This window comes from Streptomyces sp. NPDC031100, from assembly GCF_055570785.1.
On the sequence record NZ_JBVIGN010000009.1, the window covers coordinates 43334 to 58380 of the forward strand.

Here is a 15047-nt window from a genome sequence, read left to right on the forward strand (position 1 = left end):
CCCCTAGAGGGCGCGGGGGTGCAACCAGCGGGTCAGGGTCTGGCAGAGCCGCCCGCGCGCGGGGCGCCCGGCGACAACCGCGCGAAAGCGGCGGTAGTCGCGCAGCTCGCGCAGCACATCGGCATCGTGCCGGCCCGGCGCGGGCGGTTCGGGCTCGCCGTGCAGGCGGGCGCGGTAGGTGTCGAGGAGGTACTGCTGGGTGATGCTCATGACGGATCGCCTTCTCGGGACGTGGCTGATCGGTGACTGATCGGGCTCCGCGGCTGCCCCGGTGAGCCCAGGTTGCGCCGGTCCGGGCGGGAAAGTCGCGTCGATTGACGTCCACCGTCAATCGGCGACCTGGTTGTCGGTGGCTCCGGGCACCATGGGGTCATGAGCGTGCACATCGACATCGCGGGGCTGCGCCCGGAGAGGGTTGCCGTCGTCCCCTCGCCGTTGGGCGAGCTGGGCATGGCCCTGCACGCGCTGTCGGAGCCGGGCCATCACCCGGGGCTGCGGGGCTGGGCGACCGGCGTGACGGCCCAGCTGGACCCGCACCTGGCCGACCGGATGTGCGAGGCGGATTTCCTGTGGCGCTCGACCTTCTCGGACCTGTTCCTGCCGTTCGCCGGCATCGAGGGCCTGAGCACGCTGCCCGGTGCCACCCTGGCCGAGGAACTGGACCTCCTGGACAAGCTGACGGACGAGCAGTTCGTGGACGCGGCCATGGAGTTCACCTGCGCGGCGCCGTACTGCTCGCGCGGCCCCTCCGCGCTCTCCGACGCCACGGTGCGTCGGCGGGCGCTGGAGCTGGCCGCCTCGCGTGGGCGCCGGCAAGTCCGGTTCACCGAGCGGCTGCTGGCCGACCCGCCGAGGATCCGGGCCTGGCTGCGGCAGTTCCTGGCGGACTGTGACGAGGCGTTCTTCGCCGAGACCTGGTCCAGGCTGCGTCACCAGCTCGCGGCGGACGCGCGCCACAAGACGGATCTCCTGCGGCGCAGGGGCCTGGCGGAAGCACTGGCCGCGGTGTCCCCCACGGTCGCGCTCGACGAAGAGGCCGCTCTGATCACGGTCGACAAACTGGGCACCGGCCATTCGGCCACCGCGGACGGCGGTCTCCTGCTCGTCCCGACGAGCCTGGGCTGGCCGCATCTGAGCGTTCTGCACCGGTACGGCTGGCAGCCGGTGCTGCACTATCCGGTCGGCTCACCCGAACTGGCGGCCCCGCCCTCGGTGGACCAGCTCGCACTGCGGATGACCGCCCTGTCCCACCCGGTGCGGTTGCGTATGTGCCGCCACCTGGCGCGCAGCGCCTACACCACCAGCGAACTGGCTCAGATCCACGGGATGACGGCGCCCGAGATATCCCGGCACCTGAGCGTGCTGAAGAAGGCGGGGCTGCTCACCACCCGCCGCCGCGGCCGGTACGTGCTGCATCAACTGGACGTCACCATCGTCGCCCGGCTGGGCAGCGACTTCCTGGAGGGGATACTCCGGTAGCCGTCAGCCGTGGCCGCCCGCGCGCACCAGGCCGGTCTCGTAGGCCAGCACCACGACCTGTACCCGGTCGCGCAGGCCGAGCTTGGTCAGGATGCGGCCCACGTGGGTCTTCACCGTCGCCTCGGACAGCACCAGCCGGGCCGCGATCTCGCCGTTCGACAGGCCCTGCGCGACCAGCACCATGACCTCGCGTTCCCGGTCGGTGAGCCGCTCCAGCTCCTTGTGCTGGGGCTCCTTGCCGGCGGAGGGCAGCATCGGCGCGAACCGGTCCAGCAGGCGCCGTGTGGTGGAGGGCGCCACCACCGCGTCGCCGCTGTGCACGGCGCGGATGGCCGCCAGCAGCTCGCCGGGCGGCACGTCCTTGAGCATGAAGCCGGAGGCGCCCGCCTTCAGTCCGGAGAAGGCGTACTCGTCCAGGTCGAAGGTGGTCAGGATCAGCACCTTCGGCGGGTTCGGCTCCTGGCAGATGCGGCGCGTGGCCTCCACGCCGTCCAGCTTCGGCATGCGGACGTCCATCAGGACGACGTCGACAGCGGTGGAACGCACCACCTGAAGGGCCTCGACGCCGTCGCCCGCCTCCGCGACGACTTCCATGTCCGGCTGGGCGGCGAGCACCATCCGGAACCCGGTGCGCAGCAGCACCTGGTCGTCGACGAGCATCACGCGGATCGCCATCGGGTCCTCTTCCGTCTCTTCGGTTGCGTTTTCTGCCGTCTTCGGGTGGCAGGGGGTGTTACAGGTGTCAACAGGGGGCGCGCAGCCGTCAGTGTGCCGGTTTCAGCGGGAGCAGCACGCTGATGCGGAATCCTCCGCCCGGGCGCGGGCCCGCGTCCAGAGTGCCGCCGACCATGCCGACCCGCTCGCGCATGCCGATCAGGCCGTGCCCCTGGCCGTCGGCGCCGCCCTCCTCGTACAGCTCGTGCGGGGCGCCCTTGCCGTCGTCCTCGATGAGCAGGCCGAGCCCGTCGTCGAAGTAGACCAGCCGCACGCTCGCGCCCGCGTTGGGCCCGCCGTGCTTGCGGGTGTTGGTGAGCGCCTCCTGCACGATGCGGTACGCGGTCAGCTCCACGCCGCTGGGCAGCGGGCGCGGGGTGCCCTCGACCTTGAAGTCGACGGGCAGGCCGGAGCTGCGGCACTGCTCGATGAGCTCGTCGATCTGCTCGACGTCCGGCTGCGGGACGTACTCGCCGCTCTCCTGGTGTTCGCCGGTGCGCAGCACGCCCAGCAGGCGGCGCATCTCGGCGAGGGCCTGGCGGCCGGTGGAGGAGATCGTCTCCAGGGCCTTCTTCGCCTGGTCGGGGGCGGCGTCGAGGACGTAGGCGGCGCCGTCGGCCTGGACCACCATCACCGACACGTTGTGCGCGACGACGTCGTGCAGCTCGCGCGCGATCCGGGCGCGCTCGGCGGCGACCGCCACCTTGGCCTGCGCCTCGCGCTCCTTCTCCAGGCGGGCGGCGCGCTCCTCCAGCTCGGCGAAGTAGGCACGGCGGGTGCGCATGGAGTCGCCGAGCACCCAGGCGAGGGCGAAGGGCACCGTCTGGAACACCGCGATCGCCACCTGGCCCAGGAAACTCGTCTGGGTCTGCGGCCAGCGCAGCTGTGACAGGGTCGCCGCGCCCAGGCTCACCGCGAGCGCCAGCCGCGACGCCCAGCGCGCGCCGGTCATGGCGACCGTGTACGTGATCACCAGCATGGCGAAGTCGGCGACGGTCGTCTCGATGTTCAGCACCAGCTGGGCCAGCCCGGTCGCGAGGGCCAGCAGCAGCATCGGCTCCGGGAAACGGCGGCGCAGCGCGACGACGACGCACAGGACGACGGACACCGCCAGCCCCCCGCCGAGCGTCATGTGGTGGCCGGGCGTCCTCTCGAGACTCACCACGCTCACGCTGGAGAGCCCGAAGAGGACGACGGCCCAGAAGCTGTCGACCCACGTCGGGTGCCTGCGGAGGAAGTCATAGAGGCGCTGCACGTAACCCAGAGTAGGGAAACGAGATGCGTGCAGGGGTCAACCGGAGGGCCGATCCGTACCCGGCATGTGTACTCCCCAAGGTGGAGGCAGTGATCACCTGTGCGCCTAGTCTGTCCCGGTGACGGATGAGGCGACGGCGGAGAACGTCCGCGAGGGACGGGGCTGGCGGGAGGCGACCGAGGAGGCGCTCTACGGCCCGGACGGCTTCTACCGGCGGCCCGAGGGCCCGGCCGGACACTTCCGTACGTCCGTGCACGCGTCCCCGCTGTTCGCACAGGCCGTGGCCCGGCTGCTGTGCCGGGTCGACGAGGCGCTCGGGCGTCCCCCGGCGCTGGACTTCGTCGACATGGGCGCCGGACGCGGGGAACTCGTCTCCGACGTGCTCACCGCCCTGCCGGCGGACGTGGCCGCCCGCGCGCGCGGGTACGCCGTCGAGATCGCCGACCGTCCGTCGGACCTGGACGACCGGATCACCTGGCTGCACGAGCCCCCGGACGCGGTCACCGGGCTTCTCTTCGCCAACGAGTGGCTGGACAACGTGCCCGTGGACGTCGCCGAAGTCGACCCGGCGGGCGTGCCCCGGCTGGTGCTGGTCGCGCCGGACGGCACCGAGCGGCTCGGAGAGCCGGTGACGGGCGCGGACGCGGACTGGCTGGCGCGGTGGTGGCCGCTGCCGGCCGAGGAGGGGGTGCGCGCGGAGATCGGGCGGCCCAGGGACCTGGCGTGGGCGGCGGCGGTGGACCGGGTCGCGCGCGGACTCGCGGTGGCCGTGGACTACGCGCACACCGCGCAGGCGCGCCCCCCGTTCGGGACGCTCACCGGATTCCGGGAAGGGCGCGAGACGGCGCCCGTGCCGGACGGGTCGTGCGACATCACGGCACACGTCGCGCTGGACGCGTGCGCGGCGGCGCCCACGGCGGACCGCACGGCGCACACGGCCCCGGACACGGCGCACACATCCCTGAGCGCGGCGCGTACACCCACCGATCCGGCGCGCACGCTCTCCGCCGCACGCCTGCTCACGCAACGCGCCGCCCTACGCGCCCTGGACCTCACCGGCGCACGCCCCCCGCTCACGCTGGCCTCCACGGACCCCTCGGCCTATGTACGTGCCCTCGCGAGCGCCGGCGAGGCCGCCGAACTCACCGCTCCGGGCGGCCTCGGCGACTTCGGCTGGCTGCTCCAGCCGGTGGGAATTGCGGACCCGCTCCGGCCGGACGCCTAGCGCCTGTCCGGCGGACCAGGCAGCAGGGCCGGTGAGCGTCTACTTGTCGATGTCACCGACCACGAAGAACATCGACCCCAGGATCGCCACCATGTCCGCCACCAGTGTCCCCGGCAGCAGCTCGGTCAGCGCCTGGATGTTGTTGTACGACGCCGAGCGCAGCTTCAGCCGGTACGGGGTCTTCTCGCCCTTGCTGACCAGGTAGTAGCCGTTGATGCCGAGCGGGTTCTCGGTCCACGCGTACGTGTGCCCCTCGGGTGCCTTCAGCACCTTGGGCAGCCGCTGGTTGATCGGCCCGGGCGGCAGCTCGGCGAGCCGGTCCAGGCAGGCGTCGGCGAGGTCCAGCGCGTTGTGGGTCTGTTCCAGCAGGCACTCGAAGCGGGCGAGACAGTCGCCCTCGCTGCGGGTGACGACCTTCAGCGTGTCCTGGAGGTCGCCGTAGGCCAGGTACGGCTCGTCGCGGCGCAGGTCGAAGTCGACACCCGAGGCGCGCGCGATGGGCCCGCTCACGCCGTACGCGTGCACGGTCTCCGGCGTGAGCGCGCCCACGCCCCGCGTGCGCCCCCGGAAGATCTCGTTGCCGAGCACCAGGTCGTCGAACCGGTCCATGCGCGAGCGCACGTCGGCCACGGCGGCACGCGCGCGTGCGGTCCATCCGGCCGGCAGGTCCTCCTTCAGGCCTCCGACGCGGTTGAACATGTAGTGCATGCGCCCGCCGGAGACCTCCTCCATGACGTGCTGGAGCTCCTCGCGCTCCCGGAACGCGTAGAAGATCGGAGTGATGCCGCCCAGCTCCAGCGGGTACGACCCGAGGAACATCAGGTGGTTCAGAACCCGGTTCAGCTCGGCGAGCAGCGTGCGGGTCCACACCGCGCGCTCGGGGACCTCCATGCCGAGCATCCGCTCCACGGCGAGGACGACGCCCAGCTCGTTCGAGAACGCCGACAGCCAGTCGTGCCGGTTGGCGAGCATGATGATCTGGCGGTAGTCGCGCGCCTCGAAGAGCTTCTCCGCGCCCCGGTGCATGTAGCCGATCACCGGCTCCGCGTGCACGATGCGCTCCCCGTCCAGCACGAGCCTGAGCCGCAGCACGCCGTGCGTGGACGGATGCTGGGGCCCGATGTTGAGCACCATGTCGGTGCTCTCGGCGCCGCCGCCGATGCCGACCGTGGTCTCCGTCGCAGTCATGCACCCAGTTTCCCCTACGTACGCTGGCTCCATGGAAACGGGGATACCGGAGCAGGCCGGGGTGGCGGGGGACGAGCCGGTGTGGCGGGGGCTGCCGTCCGGCCTGCTGCGCATGCGCCGGCTGCTGCTGGTGGTGTGGATGGGCGTGCTCGCCCTCGCGGCGGGGCTGCTGCCCGGCCTGCTCGCGGGACCGGCCTGGGCCGCCTTCGCACTCCTCCCGCTCGCCCTGGCCGCGTGGGGCTGGCGGCTGCTGGGCCGCAACTGGCGCTCCTGGCGGTACGCCGAGCGCGCCGACGACCTGCTGATCAGCCGCGGTGTCCTGTGGCGCGAGGAGACCGTGGTGCCGTACGGGCGGATGCAGCTGGTGGAGGTCACCTCGGGGCCCGTGGAGCGCTGGTTCGGGCTGGCCAGCGTGCAGCTGCACACCGCGGCCGCGGCGACCGACGCGACCATCCCGGGCCTGGACCCGGCCGAGGCGGAGAGGCTGCGCGACCGGCTCACCGAGCTGGGCGAGGCCCGATCGGCGGGCCTGTGACCACGCCGGGCCTCGGCGAGGCGACGGCTCGCCCGCCCGTCGCCGAACGGCGGCTGCACCCCGTCACGCCCTTCCGGCGCGCGTGGGCGCCGGTCGCCGTGCTCGCCGGATGGGCCGCGCACGACCCGAACGGCGCGCAGGAGCAGCTGCAGAGGCTGACCTCCACGATGCTTCTCCTCGGGCTCGCCGTACTGGTCCCGGCGGCCGGCCTCTACGGCTTCCTGTCCTGGTGGTTCACGCACTTCGCGGTCACCGACAGCGAACTGCGCATACGGACCGGGCTGCTGTTCCGGCGCACGGCGCACATCCGTCTGGAGCGCATCCAGGCGGTCGATGTCACGCGTCCGCTCCTCGCGCGCGTGGCGGGTGTCGCCAAGCTGCGGATAGACGCGGTCGGGGCGGACAAGAAGGACGAACTCGCCTTCCTGGGTGAGCAGGAGGCGCGCGCCCTGCGTGCGGAGCTGCTCGCGCGCGCGGCGGGTTTCGCGCCCGAGACGGCGCACGAAGTAGGCGAGGCACCGGCGCACGAGCTGCTGCGCGTGCCCCCGCGCGAGCTGGCGCTCTCCCTCGTGCTGACGGGCGCCACCTGGGGCTCCCTGACCGCCGCCCTCGTCGTGCCGCCCGTGCTGTGGCTCGTCACCCACAGCGTGTGGACGGTCCTCGCCGCCGCCCTGCCGCTGCTCGGCACGGCGGGCGCGAGCAGCGCCGGGCGGTTCGTCGCCGAGTACGACTGGACGGTGGGCGAGTCCCCGGACGGGCTGCGCATCGACCACGGACTGCTCGACCGCGCGCACGAGACGGTGCCGCCGGGCCGGGTGCAGACCGTGCGGATCGTGGAGCCGCTGCTGTGGCGGCGGCGCAGCTGGGTGCGGGTGGAACTGGACGTGGCCGGATCCGACAACTCCGTGCTCGTGCCGGTCGCCCCGCGCGCGGTCGCCGAGGCGGTCATAGCGCGCGTGCTGCCCGGCGTGACCGTACCGGCGTCGTCGGCGCGGCCGCCGCGGCGGGCCGGGTGGTGTGTGCCGGTGTGGTGGCGCGGGCACGGCCTCGCGGTCACCGACACGGTGTTCGCCGCCCGGCACGGGCTGCTGCGCCGCAGCCTGTCGCTGGTCCCGCACGCCAAGGTGCAGAGCGTGCGGCTCACCCAGGGGCCCTGGGAGCGCCTGTGGCGGCTCGCGGACGTCCACGTGGACACCGGGGCCGACAAGACCGTCACCGCCCGTCTGCGGGACGCCGAGGAGGCGGCGCGGCTGCTGCGCGCCCAGGCGGAGCGGTCCCGCACCGGCCGCAGGGACGCCCGCCCGGACCGCTGGATGGCGTGAGCCCGGTCCACCCCTCGGGGGTGAACCGGGCCCGGTGCCTGGTGCCTGGTGACGCCTCAGGAAGCCGCGGAACGCAGCCCCTGGAGGTCGATCTGCTCCGTCTCGTCGTGCGCGGTCAGGTCGATCACCTGGCCGGCACCGCGCGACTCCGGGTCGGCGGGCTTGAACTCGGCCTCGGCCTCGGCCTTGTGCAGCGCGAGGGCCTCCTGGCCGACGACGTCCGCGAGGTCCTCGTTCTGCACGGACTCCAGCGCGGCGGACGACGTGTCCTTCTGGGTGCCGAAGAAGTCGAACCCGCCCTCGACCGCCGGACGCCGCACGGGCGTGGCCGGTACGACGGCCACCGCGGTGGGCACCGTGAAGTGACCGGAGGGCTGCTGCGCGGGCTTGGCGGGCTGTTCCGGCGCGGTGGAGGCGGCGGCCGCGTGCGTGTGCTCCCCGGCCGCCTCGGACTTCCCCTGCGCCTCGCCCTCCTGTTCGGCCTCCTGTGCCTGGGCAGCCTCCCGAGCGGGCTGCCTCTCCGGAGCGCCGGCCGAAGCCTCGACCGACGTCTCCGTGGCGCCCTCGGGCTTGACGGCCTGAGGCGTTACGGCCTCGTGCCCGACCTTGACTGACGCCCCGTCACGGTCGAGCCGGGCCAGCGCCACCGCGGCCTTCAGGAACAGCTGAGCACCCTCGGCGGAGAACACCGGACCGGCCTTCGGCTTCTCCTCGGCCTGCTCGGCGGTCCCGGCAGCCTTGGCAGTCGTCTCGGCGTCCTCGGACCCGGCGCTGCGCGCGGGCGGCAGTGCGGGCGCACCCGCCGGCTCGGCCGCCTCGATCTCCAGCAGCCGGCGCCCCTCCAGGGCACTCGCGCGCTCGGTCTCCGCCGTGGCATAGCGGCGCAGCAGGGCCGCGTGCTCGTTGCGCAGCCCGGCCAGCTCGGCGCGCTTGGCGCGCAGCCGCTGCTCCAGCTTGGTGCGCAGTTCGCGCGACTCCTCCAGGTCGGTCTCCAGTTCGGCGACCCGTTCGTCGAAGCGCCACTCGTCGCTGGCACGCGCGCGCGTGAGGTCGGCGACCTGCTTGCCGGCCTGGGAGTCCCAGCGGCGCATCACGACCGCGCCGACGACGGCTGTCGCCGCGGCGGCCGCGGCCAGCGTGCGCAACACCGTGCCCTCGGAGAACACCCAGGGACCCAGCGCGCAGACGGCGGAGACGCCGGCGATCGCCGACGGAGGCAACAGCCGGTGCAGAGGTGGTGAATGGCGGTGGCGTCCACGTGGCATGGCCAGAAACTTACCGCGCGTAGGCGAATCGTGGACCCCCGCCCAGTAAAAACACGGCCACACCGAAGGCTTCACCGGGCATCGGGCACCCGCGGCGTCAGCGGTCGGTCAGCCGTCCGCTGATCCACTGCAGCGTCGGCGGGATCTCCCGGCGCCAGGTGTTGAAGTTGTGCCCGCCGCTGTCGAGGATGATCGACGAGATCCGGGTCAGGTTCGTCGCCCGCACACGCTCTATGAACTTGAGCGTGTCCTTGTAGTTGCGCTCGCCGATCTTGCTGCTGGTGACGAGCAGCGAAGTGTCGGGCGCGGGCTGGTGCTTGAGGAACCACCACAGGTCGGCACGATTCTTCAGGTTCTTGTCACCGTGGAAGAGGTCACCGGTCGTGGGGTCGATCGGCGCCTTGTAGTACGCCGACAGACCGGCGCCGGCCGCGTAGACGTTGGGGTGGTGCATGGCGATCTTCAGCGCGCAGTAGCCGCCGGTCGAGTCGCCGATGATGCCCCAGCTGCCGGGCCGCTTGCCCACCCGGTAGTGCGCGAGTACGGCCTCGGGCAGGTCCTTGGCGAAGAAGGTCTCGGCCTGCGGCCCGCCCGGGACGTCCACGCACTCGGTGTCGCGCGGCGGCGCCACGGTCGGCCGGAGCATCACCAGGATCATCGGCTGCATCCGCCCGTCCTTGGCCAGCTCCTGCGCCGTACGCGGGTAGTCAAGTTTGTCCACCAGTGCCTTGGCCGTACCGGGATAGCCGGTCAGGACGACAGCTGCCGGGAACGTGCGCGTGCGGTACTGCGGCTGGAAGTACTCGGGCGGCAGGTAGACGTACGCCGGCACGGCGACGTGGGACGTGCGGCCCACTATGTCGACCTTCTGGACCTGCCCGGCCGTCTGCGGCCGCGAGCTGTGCACACCCGGCACCCGTGAGGTGGAGAGCACCTGCAGCGGGCCGCCCGTGCCGCCGCCCAGCGAGTGGTCGACGACGACGCCCTGGTCGGTCTCCTTGCCGAACAGGTCCGCCCAGCTGGCGTAGAAGCCGAAGGCCTGGTTGGCGGCGACCCCCAGGGAGGAGAAGAGGGCCAACTGGGTGGCAAGGAGCAGGCCGACCCGCCCGCTGACGGCCCGCCAGCTCTGCCGGGCGAGCCGCGGCCACAGCCACACCGTTGCGACGAACAGCACCAGGGCGAACATGATCGCCAGCGCCAACACCTTGTTGCTCGTGAGACCCATGGGCTGCTTTGCCTGCGCTTTCCGCCCGTGACCGCCCACGCATCGTCGCGCGGGCTTGCCCGGGGCTTTCCTTGGCCTTTGACCCGACTTTCCGGAGGGGAGTGAACCTCTCTCCCCGAGACACCGTCCTAGAGGGCGCAATGTCGCCGGATGCCCCGCTCGGCACCGGGTTCAAGGTCTCTCGCAGAACTACGGGATGCGATGTCTGTCAGGATAGATGGGGAAATGTCGGGCGAGGTTCCGAGTCGATCAAGCCGGGCACGGCGCATATTGCGCGGCCCGCGCCCCGAGGCCGTTCCCGCTCTGGTCGGCAGGGCGTGCGCCCTCGTGGGCACAGTGGACATTGCGGCGGGCGTGTTCCCGCGCTTCCGTCACAGCCGTATGCACGCCATCGCCGAGGTACTGCCCGGCTCCTTCGGGCCCTTCGCGGCGGCGCTCTCACTCAGCGCCGGTGTGCTCCTGCTCCTGCTCGCGCACGGGCTCAAACGGCGCAAGCGCCGGGCGTGGCGCGCGGCGGTCGCGCTCCTGCCGGCCGGCGCCGTCGCCGAGTTCGTGTACCGGCACTCGCTCATCGGGATGCTGATCTCGTTGGCGCTGCTCGTACCGCTGCTGCGCCACCGTGACGAGTTCGCGGCCCTGCCCGACCCGCGCAGCCGCTGGCGCGCGCTCGCCAACTTCGTCCTGATGGCCGCCGGTTCGATCGCCCTCGGACTGGTCATCGTCAGCGTCCACCCCAACCGCATGGTCGGCGACCCGAGCCTGGCCGACCGGCTGACGCACGTCGTCTACGGCCTGTTCGGCTTCGAGGGCCCCCTGGACTACGACGGCAACACCTCCTGGACGGTCGCCTTCTCCCTCGGCGCCCTCGGCTGGCTGACCGCGGTCACCACCATCTACTTCGCCTTCCGCCCCGAACACCCGGCCGCCCGCCTCACCGAGGAGGACGAGGTCCGCCTGCGCGCCCTGCTGGACAAGCACGGCCGCCGCGACTCCCTCGGCCACTTCGCGCTGCGCCGCGACAAGGCGGTCGTCTTCTCGCCCAGCGGCAAGGCGGCGGTCACCTACCGCGTCGTCTCCGGCGTGATGCTCGCGAGCGGCGACCCGATCGGCGACGTCGAGGCCTGGCCCGGCGCCATCGAACGCTTCATGGACGAGGCCAAGGCGCACTCCTGGACCCCGGCGGTCATGGGCTGCTCGGAGACGGGCGGCGAGGTGTGGACCCGCGAGACCGGCCTGGACGCCCTGGAACTGGGCGACGAGGCGGTGGTCGACGTGGCGGATTTCTCGCTCGCCGGACGCGCGATGCGCAACGTGCGCCAGATGGTCAAGCGCATCGAGCGAGCCGGCTACGAAACCCGGGTACGGCGTATCCGTGACCTCGGTGAGGCCGAGCTGGAGCGCATCCGCCGGGCCGCGGAGGACTGGCGCGGCACCGACACCGAGCGTGGCTTCTCCATGGCCCTCGGCCGCATCGGCGACGTCACCGACGGCGACTGCCTGATCGCCACCGCCCACAAGCAGGACGACGAGCCCGGGGAGTACGGCGACCTGAAGGCGATCCTGCACTTCGTGCCCTGGGGGAAGGACGGCGCCTCCCTGGACCTCATGCGCCGCGACCGCAGTGCCGACCCCGGCATGAACGAACTGCTCATCGTCGCCGCCCTGCAGGCCGCCCCGAAGTTCGGCATCACCCGGGTCTCGCTGAACTTCGCGATGTTCCGCTCCGCCCTCGCGCGCGGGGAGAAGATCGGCGCAGGGCCGGTGCTGCGCGCCTGGCGCGGACTGCTGGTGTTCCTCTCCCGCTGGTTCCAGATCGAGTCGCTGTACAAGTTCAACGCCAAGTTCCAGCCGCGCTGGGAGCCGCGGTTCGTCGTCTACCGCGCCTCCGCCGACCTGCCCCGCATCGGCTTCGCGGCCATGCAGGCCGAGGGCTTCGTCAACCTCGCCCTGCCGCTGCCGCGCGCCCTGCGCCGGCGCAGGGCGGCCGCCGCGCGCCCCTGCGCGCACGCCGTCGCGGAGCGCGACGTCCGAGCCGCCTGACCACCCGCTCTGCGGCTGCGCAGAGTCCGGCCCGGCCCCCGACTGGCCCGGGCGGAAGCCCCACCCCCTCCAGCACGGGGCCTTCCGCCCGGGCCGCAGCGCGTTGACGGCGCCCCCCTGGGCCTACGCTGAACGTATGAACAACCTCAGCGGACGCGGTCGAGTGACAGGCCTTCCGGCATGGGACCGGTGCGCGGTCATGGGAGTCGTCAACGTGACCCCCGATTCCTTCTCCGACGGCGGCCGCTGGTTCGACACGACCCTCGCCGTCAAGCACGGCCTGGACCTGGTCGCCGAGGGCGCGGACCTGGTCGACGTCGGCGGCGAGTCCACCCGACCCGGCGCCACCCGCGTCGACGAGGCCGAGGAACTCAGGCGCGTCGTCCCCGTCGTCCGCGGCCTCGCCTCCGAAGGCGTGGTCGTCTCCGTCGACACCATGCGCGCCTCCGTCGCCGAACAGGCCCTCGCGGCCGGCGCCTCCCTCGTCAACGACGTCAGCGGCGGCCTCGCCGACCCCGCCATGATCCCGGTGGTCGCCGCCACGGGCGCCCCCTTCGTCGTCATGCACTGGCGCGGTTTCCTCGAGGGCGGCAACGTCAAGGGCGTCTACGAGGACGTCGTCGCCGAAGTCGCGGACGAACTGCACGCGCGCGTGGAGGCCGTTCTCGAGGGCGGCATCGCCCCCGACCGCATCGTCGTCGACCCCGGCCTCGGCTTCTCCAAGGAGGCCGAGCACGACCTCACCCTCCTCGCCCACCTCGACCGGCTGCACGCTCTCGGCCACCCCCTGCTCGTCGCCGCCTCCCGCAAGCGGTTCCTCGGCCGCGTCCTCGCAGGACCGGACGGCGCACCCCCGCCGGCCCGCGAGCGCGACGCCGCCACGGCCGCCGTCTCCGCGCTCGCGGCGCACGCCGGCGCGTGGGCGGTGCGCGTGCACGAGGTTCACGCCACAGCGGACGCGGTACGGGTCGCGCGCGCCGTGGAAGGAGCCCGGTGAGCGCCCCCCACACCGACGTCGAACAGGTGGAGGCCGCCAACACCGCCTTCTACGAGGCGATGGAGCGCGGCGACTACGAGGAGCTGTCCGCGCTCTGGCTCACGCCCTCCGACCTGGGCGTCGACGAGGAGTACCACGACCCCGCGGACACCGGCGTGATCTCCTGTGTCCACCCGGGCTGGCCGGTGCTCACCGGCCGCCCCGAGGTGCTGAGGTCGTACGCGCTGATCATGGCGAACACCGACTACATCCAGTTCTTCCTCACCGACGTACACGTCTCGGTCACCGGCGACACCGCCCTCGTCACCTGCACCGAGAACATCCTCAGCGGCGGCCCCGCTCCCGAGGACGGCGCGGAGCTCGGCCCCCTGGTCGGCCAGCTCGTCGTGGCCACGAACGTGTTCCGGCGCACACCCACCGGCTGGAAACTGTGGTCGCACCACGCCTCCCCCGTCCTGGCCGAGACCGACGAGGAAGACGAAAACGGCCAGAACGGAGCGAATGACGTGGAACCGGACGACAACCCCCTCGCCTGAACCGGTCCGCACCCCATAGGGACGAAGAAGTGGTTGGAATCACGAACTCGCGGGTAGGTGCCGCTACCAACCCATGACGCGACCGGGTTCCCCAGGGGAAACACCCGGTGAAGCCTCCGGGTCCCCGCGCGGGCCCGCGCCCTCATGACCCGGCCGTGTCACAGCCCGCAGGTAGATTCGTCTGAGGTCGGCGTGCCGCCCGCACGCGACACCGCCCGGCCGTTCCCGACGATTGCAGGAGTGATTCGCGTGGATCGTGTCGCGCTGCGCGGCCTGAAGGCCCGCGGGCACCACGGTGTGTTCCCCAAGGAACGCGAGGAGGGCCAGACCTTCATCGTGGACCTCGTCCTTGGCCTGGACACCCGGCCGGCCGCGGCCGACGACGACCTGGCGAAGACCGTGCACTACGGCATCGTGGCCGAAGAGGTCGTGGCCGTGGTCGAGGGCGAACCGGTGAACCTCATCGAGACCCTCGCCGAGCGGATCGCCCAGACCTGCCTGAAGCACGAAGGAGTCCTGGAGGTCGAGGTCCGCGTCCACAAGCCGGACGCCCCGATCACCGTCCCCTTCGACGACGTGACCGTCACCATCACCCGGAGCCGAGTATGACCCGATCTTTCCTCCAGGGTCACAGCGACCCGACCGTCCAGCCGGTGCCCGCCGCGGTCGTCGAACAGGTCGACGCCGCCGACACCACACTGAGCAACCCGAAACGCGCCGTCATCTCCATCGGCTCCAACCTGGGCAACCGCATGGAGACCCTCCAAGGAGCCGTCGACGCCCTCGAGGACACCCCCGGCGTCCGCGTGAAGGCCGTGTCCCCGGTCTACGAGACGGAGCCGTGGGGCGTCGAGCCGGGCAGCCAGCCCACCTACTTCAACGCCGTCGTCGTCCTCAAGACCACCCTGCCCCCGTCCTCCCTGCTGGAGCGAGCCCACGCCGTCGAGGAGGCCTTCAAACGGGTCCGCGACGAGCACTGGGGACCACGCACCCTGGACGTCGACATCGTCGCCTACGCCGACGTCACCTCCGACGACCCACAGCTCACCCTCCCCCACCCGCGCGCCCACGAACGCGCCTTCGTGCTCGCGCCCTGGTACGACGTCGACCCGCAGGCACAGCTGCCCGGCCGCGGCTCGGTGGCCGAACTGCTGACGGCCGTCACCCGCGACGGCATCGCGCCCCGCGCGGACCTGGAACTCCGACTGCCCGAGTAGTCGTTAAGGTCAAGACGACCACAGTCCGGGATCGGTCCGGGGGAGCTGA

The 15047-nt window shown here is 72.3% G+C and carries 15 protein-coding genes; 9 read left to right on the plus strand and 6 right to left on the minus strand.

The features are described from left to right. Positions 1-3: 3 nt before the first annotated feature. Positions 4-210: a hypothetical protein gene (locus tag ACZ5DS_RS24790; RefSeq protein WP_468242288.1), complete on the minus strand. Its 207-nt coding sequence runs from the start codon at positions 208-210 to the stop codon at positions 4-6. Between the two features lie 162 nt (positions 211-372). Here ACZ5DS_RS24790 and ACZ5DS_RS24795 point away from each other — a divergent pair, with 162 nt between their 5' ends. Then, the gene (locus tag ACZ5DS_RS24795) at positions 373-1479 is read left to right on the plus strand and encodes a DUF5937 family protein (protein ID WP_468242291.1); all 1107 of its coding nucleotides are present in this window, start codon (positions 373-375) and stop codon (positions 1477-1479) included. Between the two features lie 3 nt (positions 1480-1482). Here the strand turns inward: ACZ5DS_RS24795 and ACZ5DS_RS24800 are convergent, their stop codons facing one another. Both ACZ5DS_RS24800 and ACZ5DS_RS24805 read right to left on the minus strand, forming a co-directional pair. Next, complete coding sequence (locus ACZ5DS_RS24800; protein ID WP_468242293.1) at positions 1483-2154, minus strand: response regulator transcription factor; 672 nt, start codon at positions 2152-2154, stop codon at positions 1483-1485. An 88-nt stretch (positions 2155-2242) separates the two neighbouring features. Further along, positions 2243-3448: a sensor histidine kinase gene (locus ACZ5DS_RS24805; RefSeq protein ID WP_468242295.1), complete on the minus strand. Its 1206-nt coding sequence runs from the start codon at positions 3446-3448 to the stop codon at positions 2243-2245. 118 nt (positions 3449-3566) lie between these two features. On the opposite strand from ACZ5DS_RS24805, the gene ACZ5DS_RS24810 reads away from it, so the two are divergent. Beyond that, positions 3567-4673, plus strand: a complete 1107-nt coding sequence (locus ACZ5DS_RS24810; RefSeq protein WP_468242297.1) for an SAM-dependent methyltransferase — start codon at positions 3567-3569, stop codon at positions 4671-4673. A 39-nt stretch (positions 4674-4712) separates the two neighbouring features. Here the strand turns inward: ACZ5DS_RS24810 and ACZ5DS_RS24815 are convergent, their stop codons facing one another. Then, positions 4713-5861, minus strand: a complete 1149-nt coding sequence (locus tag ACZ5DS_RS24815) for an NADH-quinone oxidoreductase subunit D (protein WP_468242299.1) — start codon at positions 5859-5861, stop codon at positions 4713-4715. A 31-nt stretch (positions 5862-5892) separates the two neighbouring features. On the opposite strand from ACZ5DS_RS24815, the gene ACZ5DS_RS24820 reads away from it, so the two are divergent. Next, entirely contained in the window at positions 5893-6396 is a 504-nt protein-coding gene (locus tag ACZ5DS_RS24820; RefSeq protein WP_468242301.1) for a PH domain-containing protein, read from the plus strand. Then, positions 6393-7718 carry a PH domain-containing protein gene (locus ACZ5DS_RS24825; protein ID WP_468242303.1) on the plus strand — a complete coding sequence of 442 codons (1326 nt, stop codon included), beginning with the start codon at positions 6393-6395 and terminating at the stop codon, positions 7716-7718. Before ACZ5DS_RS24820 ends, ACZ5DS_RS24825 begins: the two co-directional genes overlap by 4 nt. A gap of 56 nt (positions 7719-7774) precedes the next feature. On the opposite strand, the gene ACZ5DS_RS24830 is transcribed toward ACZ5DS_RS24825, so the two are convergent. Beyond that, positions 7775-8983 (minus strand): hypothetical protein, encoded by a 1209-nt coding sequence (locus tag ACZ5DS_RS24830; RefSeq protein ID WP_468242306.1) that lies wholly within the window; start codon positions 8981-8983, stop codon positions 7775-7777. A 97-nt stretch (positions 8984-9080) separates the two neighbouring features. Then, positions 9081-10208, minus strand: coding sequence for an alpha/beta hydrolase (locus tag ACZ5DS_RS24835; protein WP_468242308.1), 1128 nt, complete (start codon positions 10206-10208; stop codon positions 9081-9083). A gap of 225 nt (positions 10209-10433) precedes the next feature. Between ACZ5DS_RS24835 and ACZ5DS_RS24840 the strand changes: the two genes are divergently transcribed. The 5 genes from ACZ5DS_RS24840 (at position 10434) to folK (ending at position 14998) form a co-directional block, all read left to right on the plus strand. Further along, positions 10434-12248, plus strand: a complete 1815-nt coding sequence (locus tag ACZ5DS_RS24840) for a phosphatidylglycerol lysyltransferase domain-containing protein (RefSeq protein ID WP_468242310.1) — start codon at positions 10434-10436, stop codon at positions 12246-12248. Positions 12249-12384: 136 nt separating this feature from the next. Further along, complete coding sequence (gene folP / locus ACZ5DS_RS24845; protein ID WP_468242312.1) at positions 12385-13245, plus strand: dihydropteroate synthase; 861 nt, start codon at positions 12385-12387, stop codon at positions 13243-13245. Then, on the plus strand, positions 13242-13781 hold the full coding sequence (locus ACZ5DS_RS24850) for a nuclear transport factor 2 family protein (RefSeq protein ID WP_468242314.1): 540 nt from the start codon (positions 13242-13244) through the stop codon (positions 13779-13781). The genes folP and ACZ5DS_RS24850 overlap by 4 nt, the downstream gene beginning before the upstream one ends. Before the next feature lie 249 nt (positions 13782-14030). Next, positions 14031-14390 (plus strand): dihydroneopterin aldolase, encoded by a 360-nt coding sequence (folB, locus tag ACZ5DS_RS24855; RefSeq protein WP_359064435.1) that lies wholly within the window; start codon positions 14031-14033, stop codon positions 14388-14390. Further along, complete coding sequence (gene folK, locus ACZ5DS_RS24860; protein ID WP_468242317.1) at positions 14387-14998, plus strand: 2-amino-4-hydroxy-6-hydroxymethyldihydropteridine diphosphokinase; 612 nt, start codon at positions 14387-14389, stop codon at positions 14996-14998. The genes folB and folK overlap by 4 nt, the downstream gene beginning before the upstream one ends. The last annotated feature ends 49 nt before the right edge of the window (positions 14999-15047 follow it).

What these genes read in the sequence shown, in the direction of transcription:
- ACZ5DS_RS24790 (WP_468242288.1), bottom strand. Translation starts at nt 210, where the DNA reads ATGAGCATCACCCAGCAGTACCTCCTCGACACCTACCGCGCCCGCCTG.
- ACZ5DS_RS24795 (WP_468242291.1), top strand. Translation starts at nt 373, where the DNA reads ATGAGCGTGCACATCGACATCGCGGGGCTGCGCCCGGAGAGGGTTGCC.
- ACZ5DS_RS24800 (WP_468242293.1), bottom strand. Translation starts at nt 2,154, where the DNA reads ATGGCGATCCGCGTGATGCTCGTCGACGACCAGGTGCTGCTGCGCACC.
- ACZ5DS_RS24815 (WP_468242299.1), bottom strand. Translation starts at nt 5,861, where the DNA reads ATGACTGCGACGGAGACCACGGTCGGCATCGGCGGCGGCGCCGAGAGC.
- ACZ5DS_RS24820 (WP_468242301.1), top strand. Translation starts at nt 5,893, where the DNA reads ATGGAAACGGGGATACCGGAGCAGGCCGGGGTGGCGGGGGACGAGCCG.
- ACZ5DS_RS24830 (WP_468242306.1), bottom strand. Translation starts at nt 8,983, where the DNA reads ATGCCACGTGGACGCCACCGCCATTCACCACCTCTGCACCGGCTGTTG.
- ACZ5DS_RS24835 (WP_468242308.1), bottom strand. Translation starts at nt 10,208, where the DNA reads ATGGGTCTCACGAGCAACAAGGTGTTGGCGCTGGCGATCATGTTCGCC.
- ACZ5DS_RS24840 (WP_468242310.1), top strand. Translation starts at nt 10,434, where the DNA reads ATGTCGGGCGAGGTTCCGAGTCGATCAAGCCGGGCACGGCGCATATTG.
- folP (WP_468242312.1), top strand. Translation starts at nt 12,385, where the DNA reads ATGAACAACCTCAGCGGACGCGGTCGAGTGACAGGCCTTCCGGCATGG.
- folK (WP_468242317.1), top strand. Translation starts at nt 14,387, where the DNA reads ATGACCCGATCTTTCCTCCAGGGTCACAGCGACCCGACCGTCCAGCCG.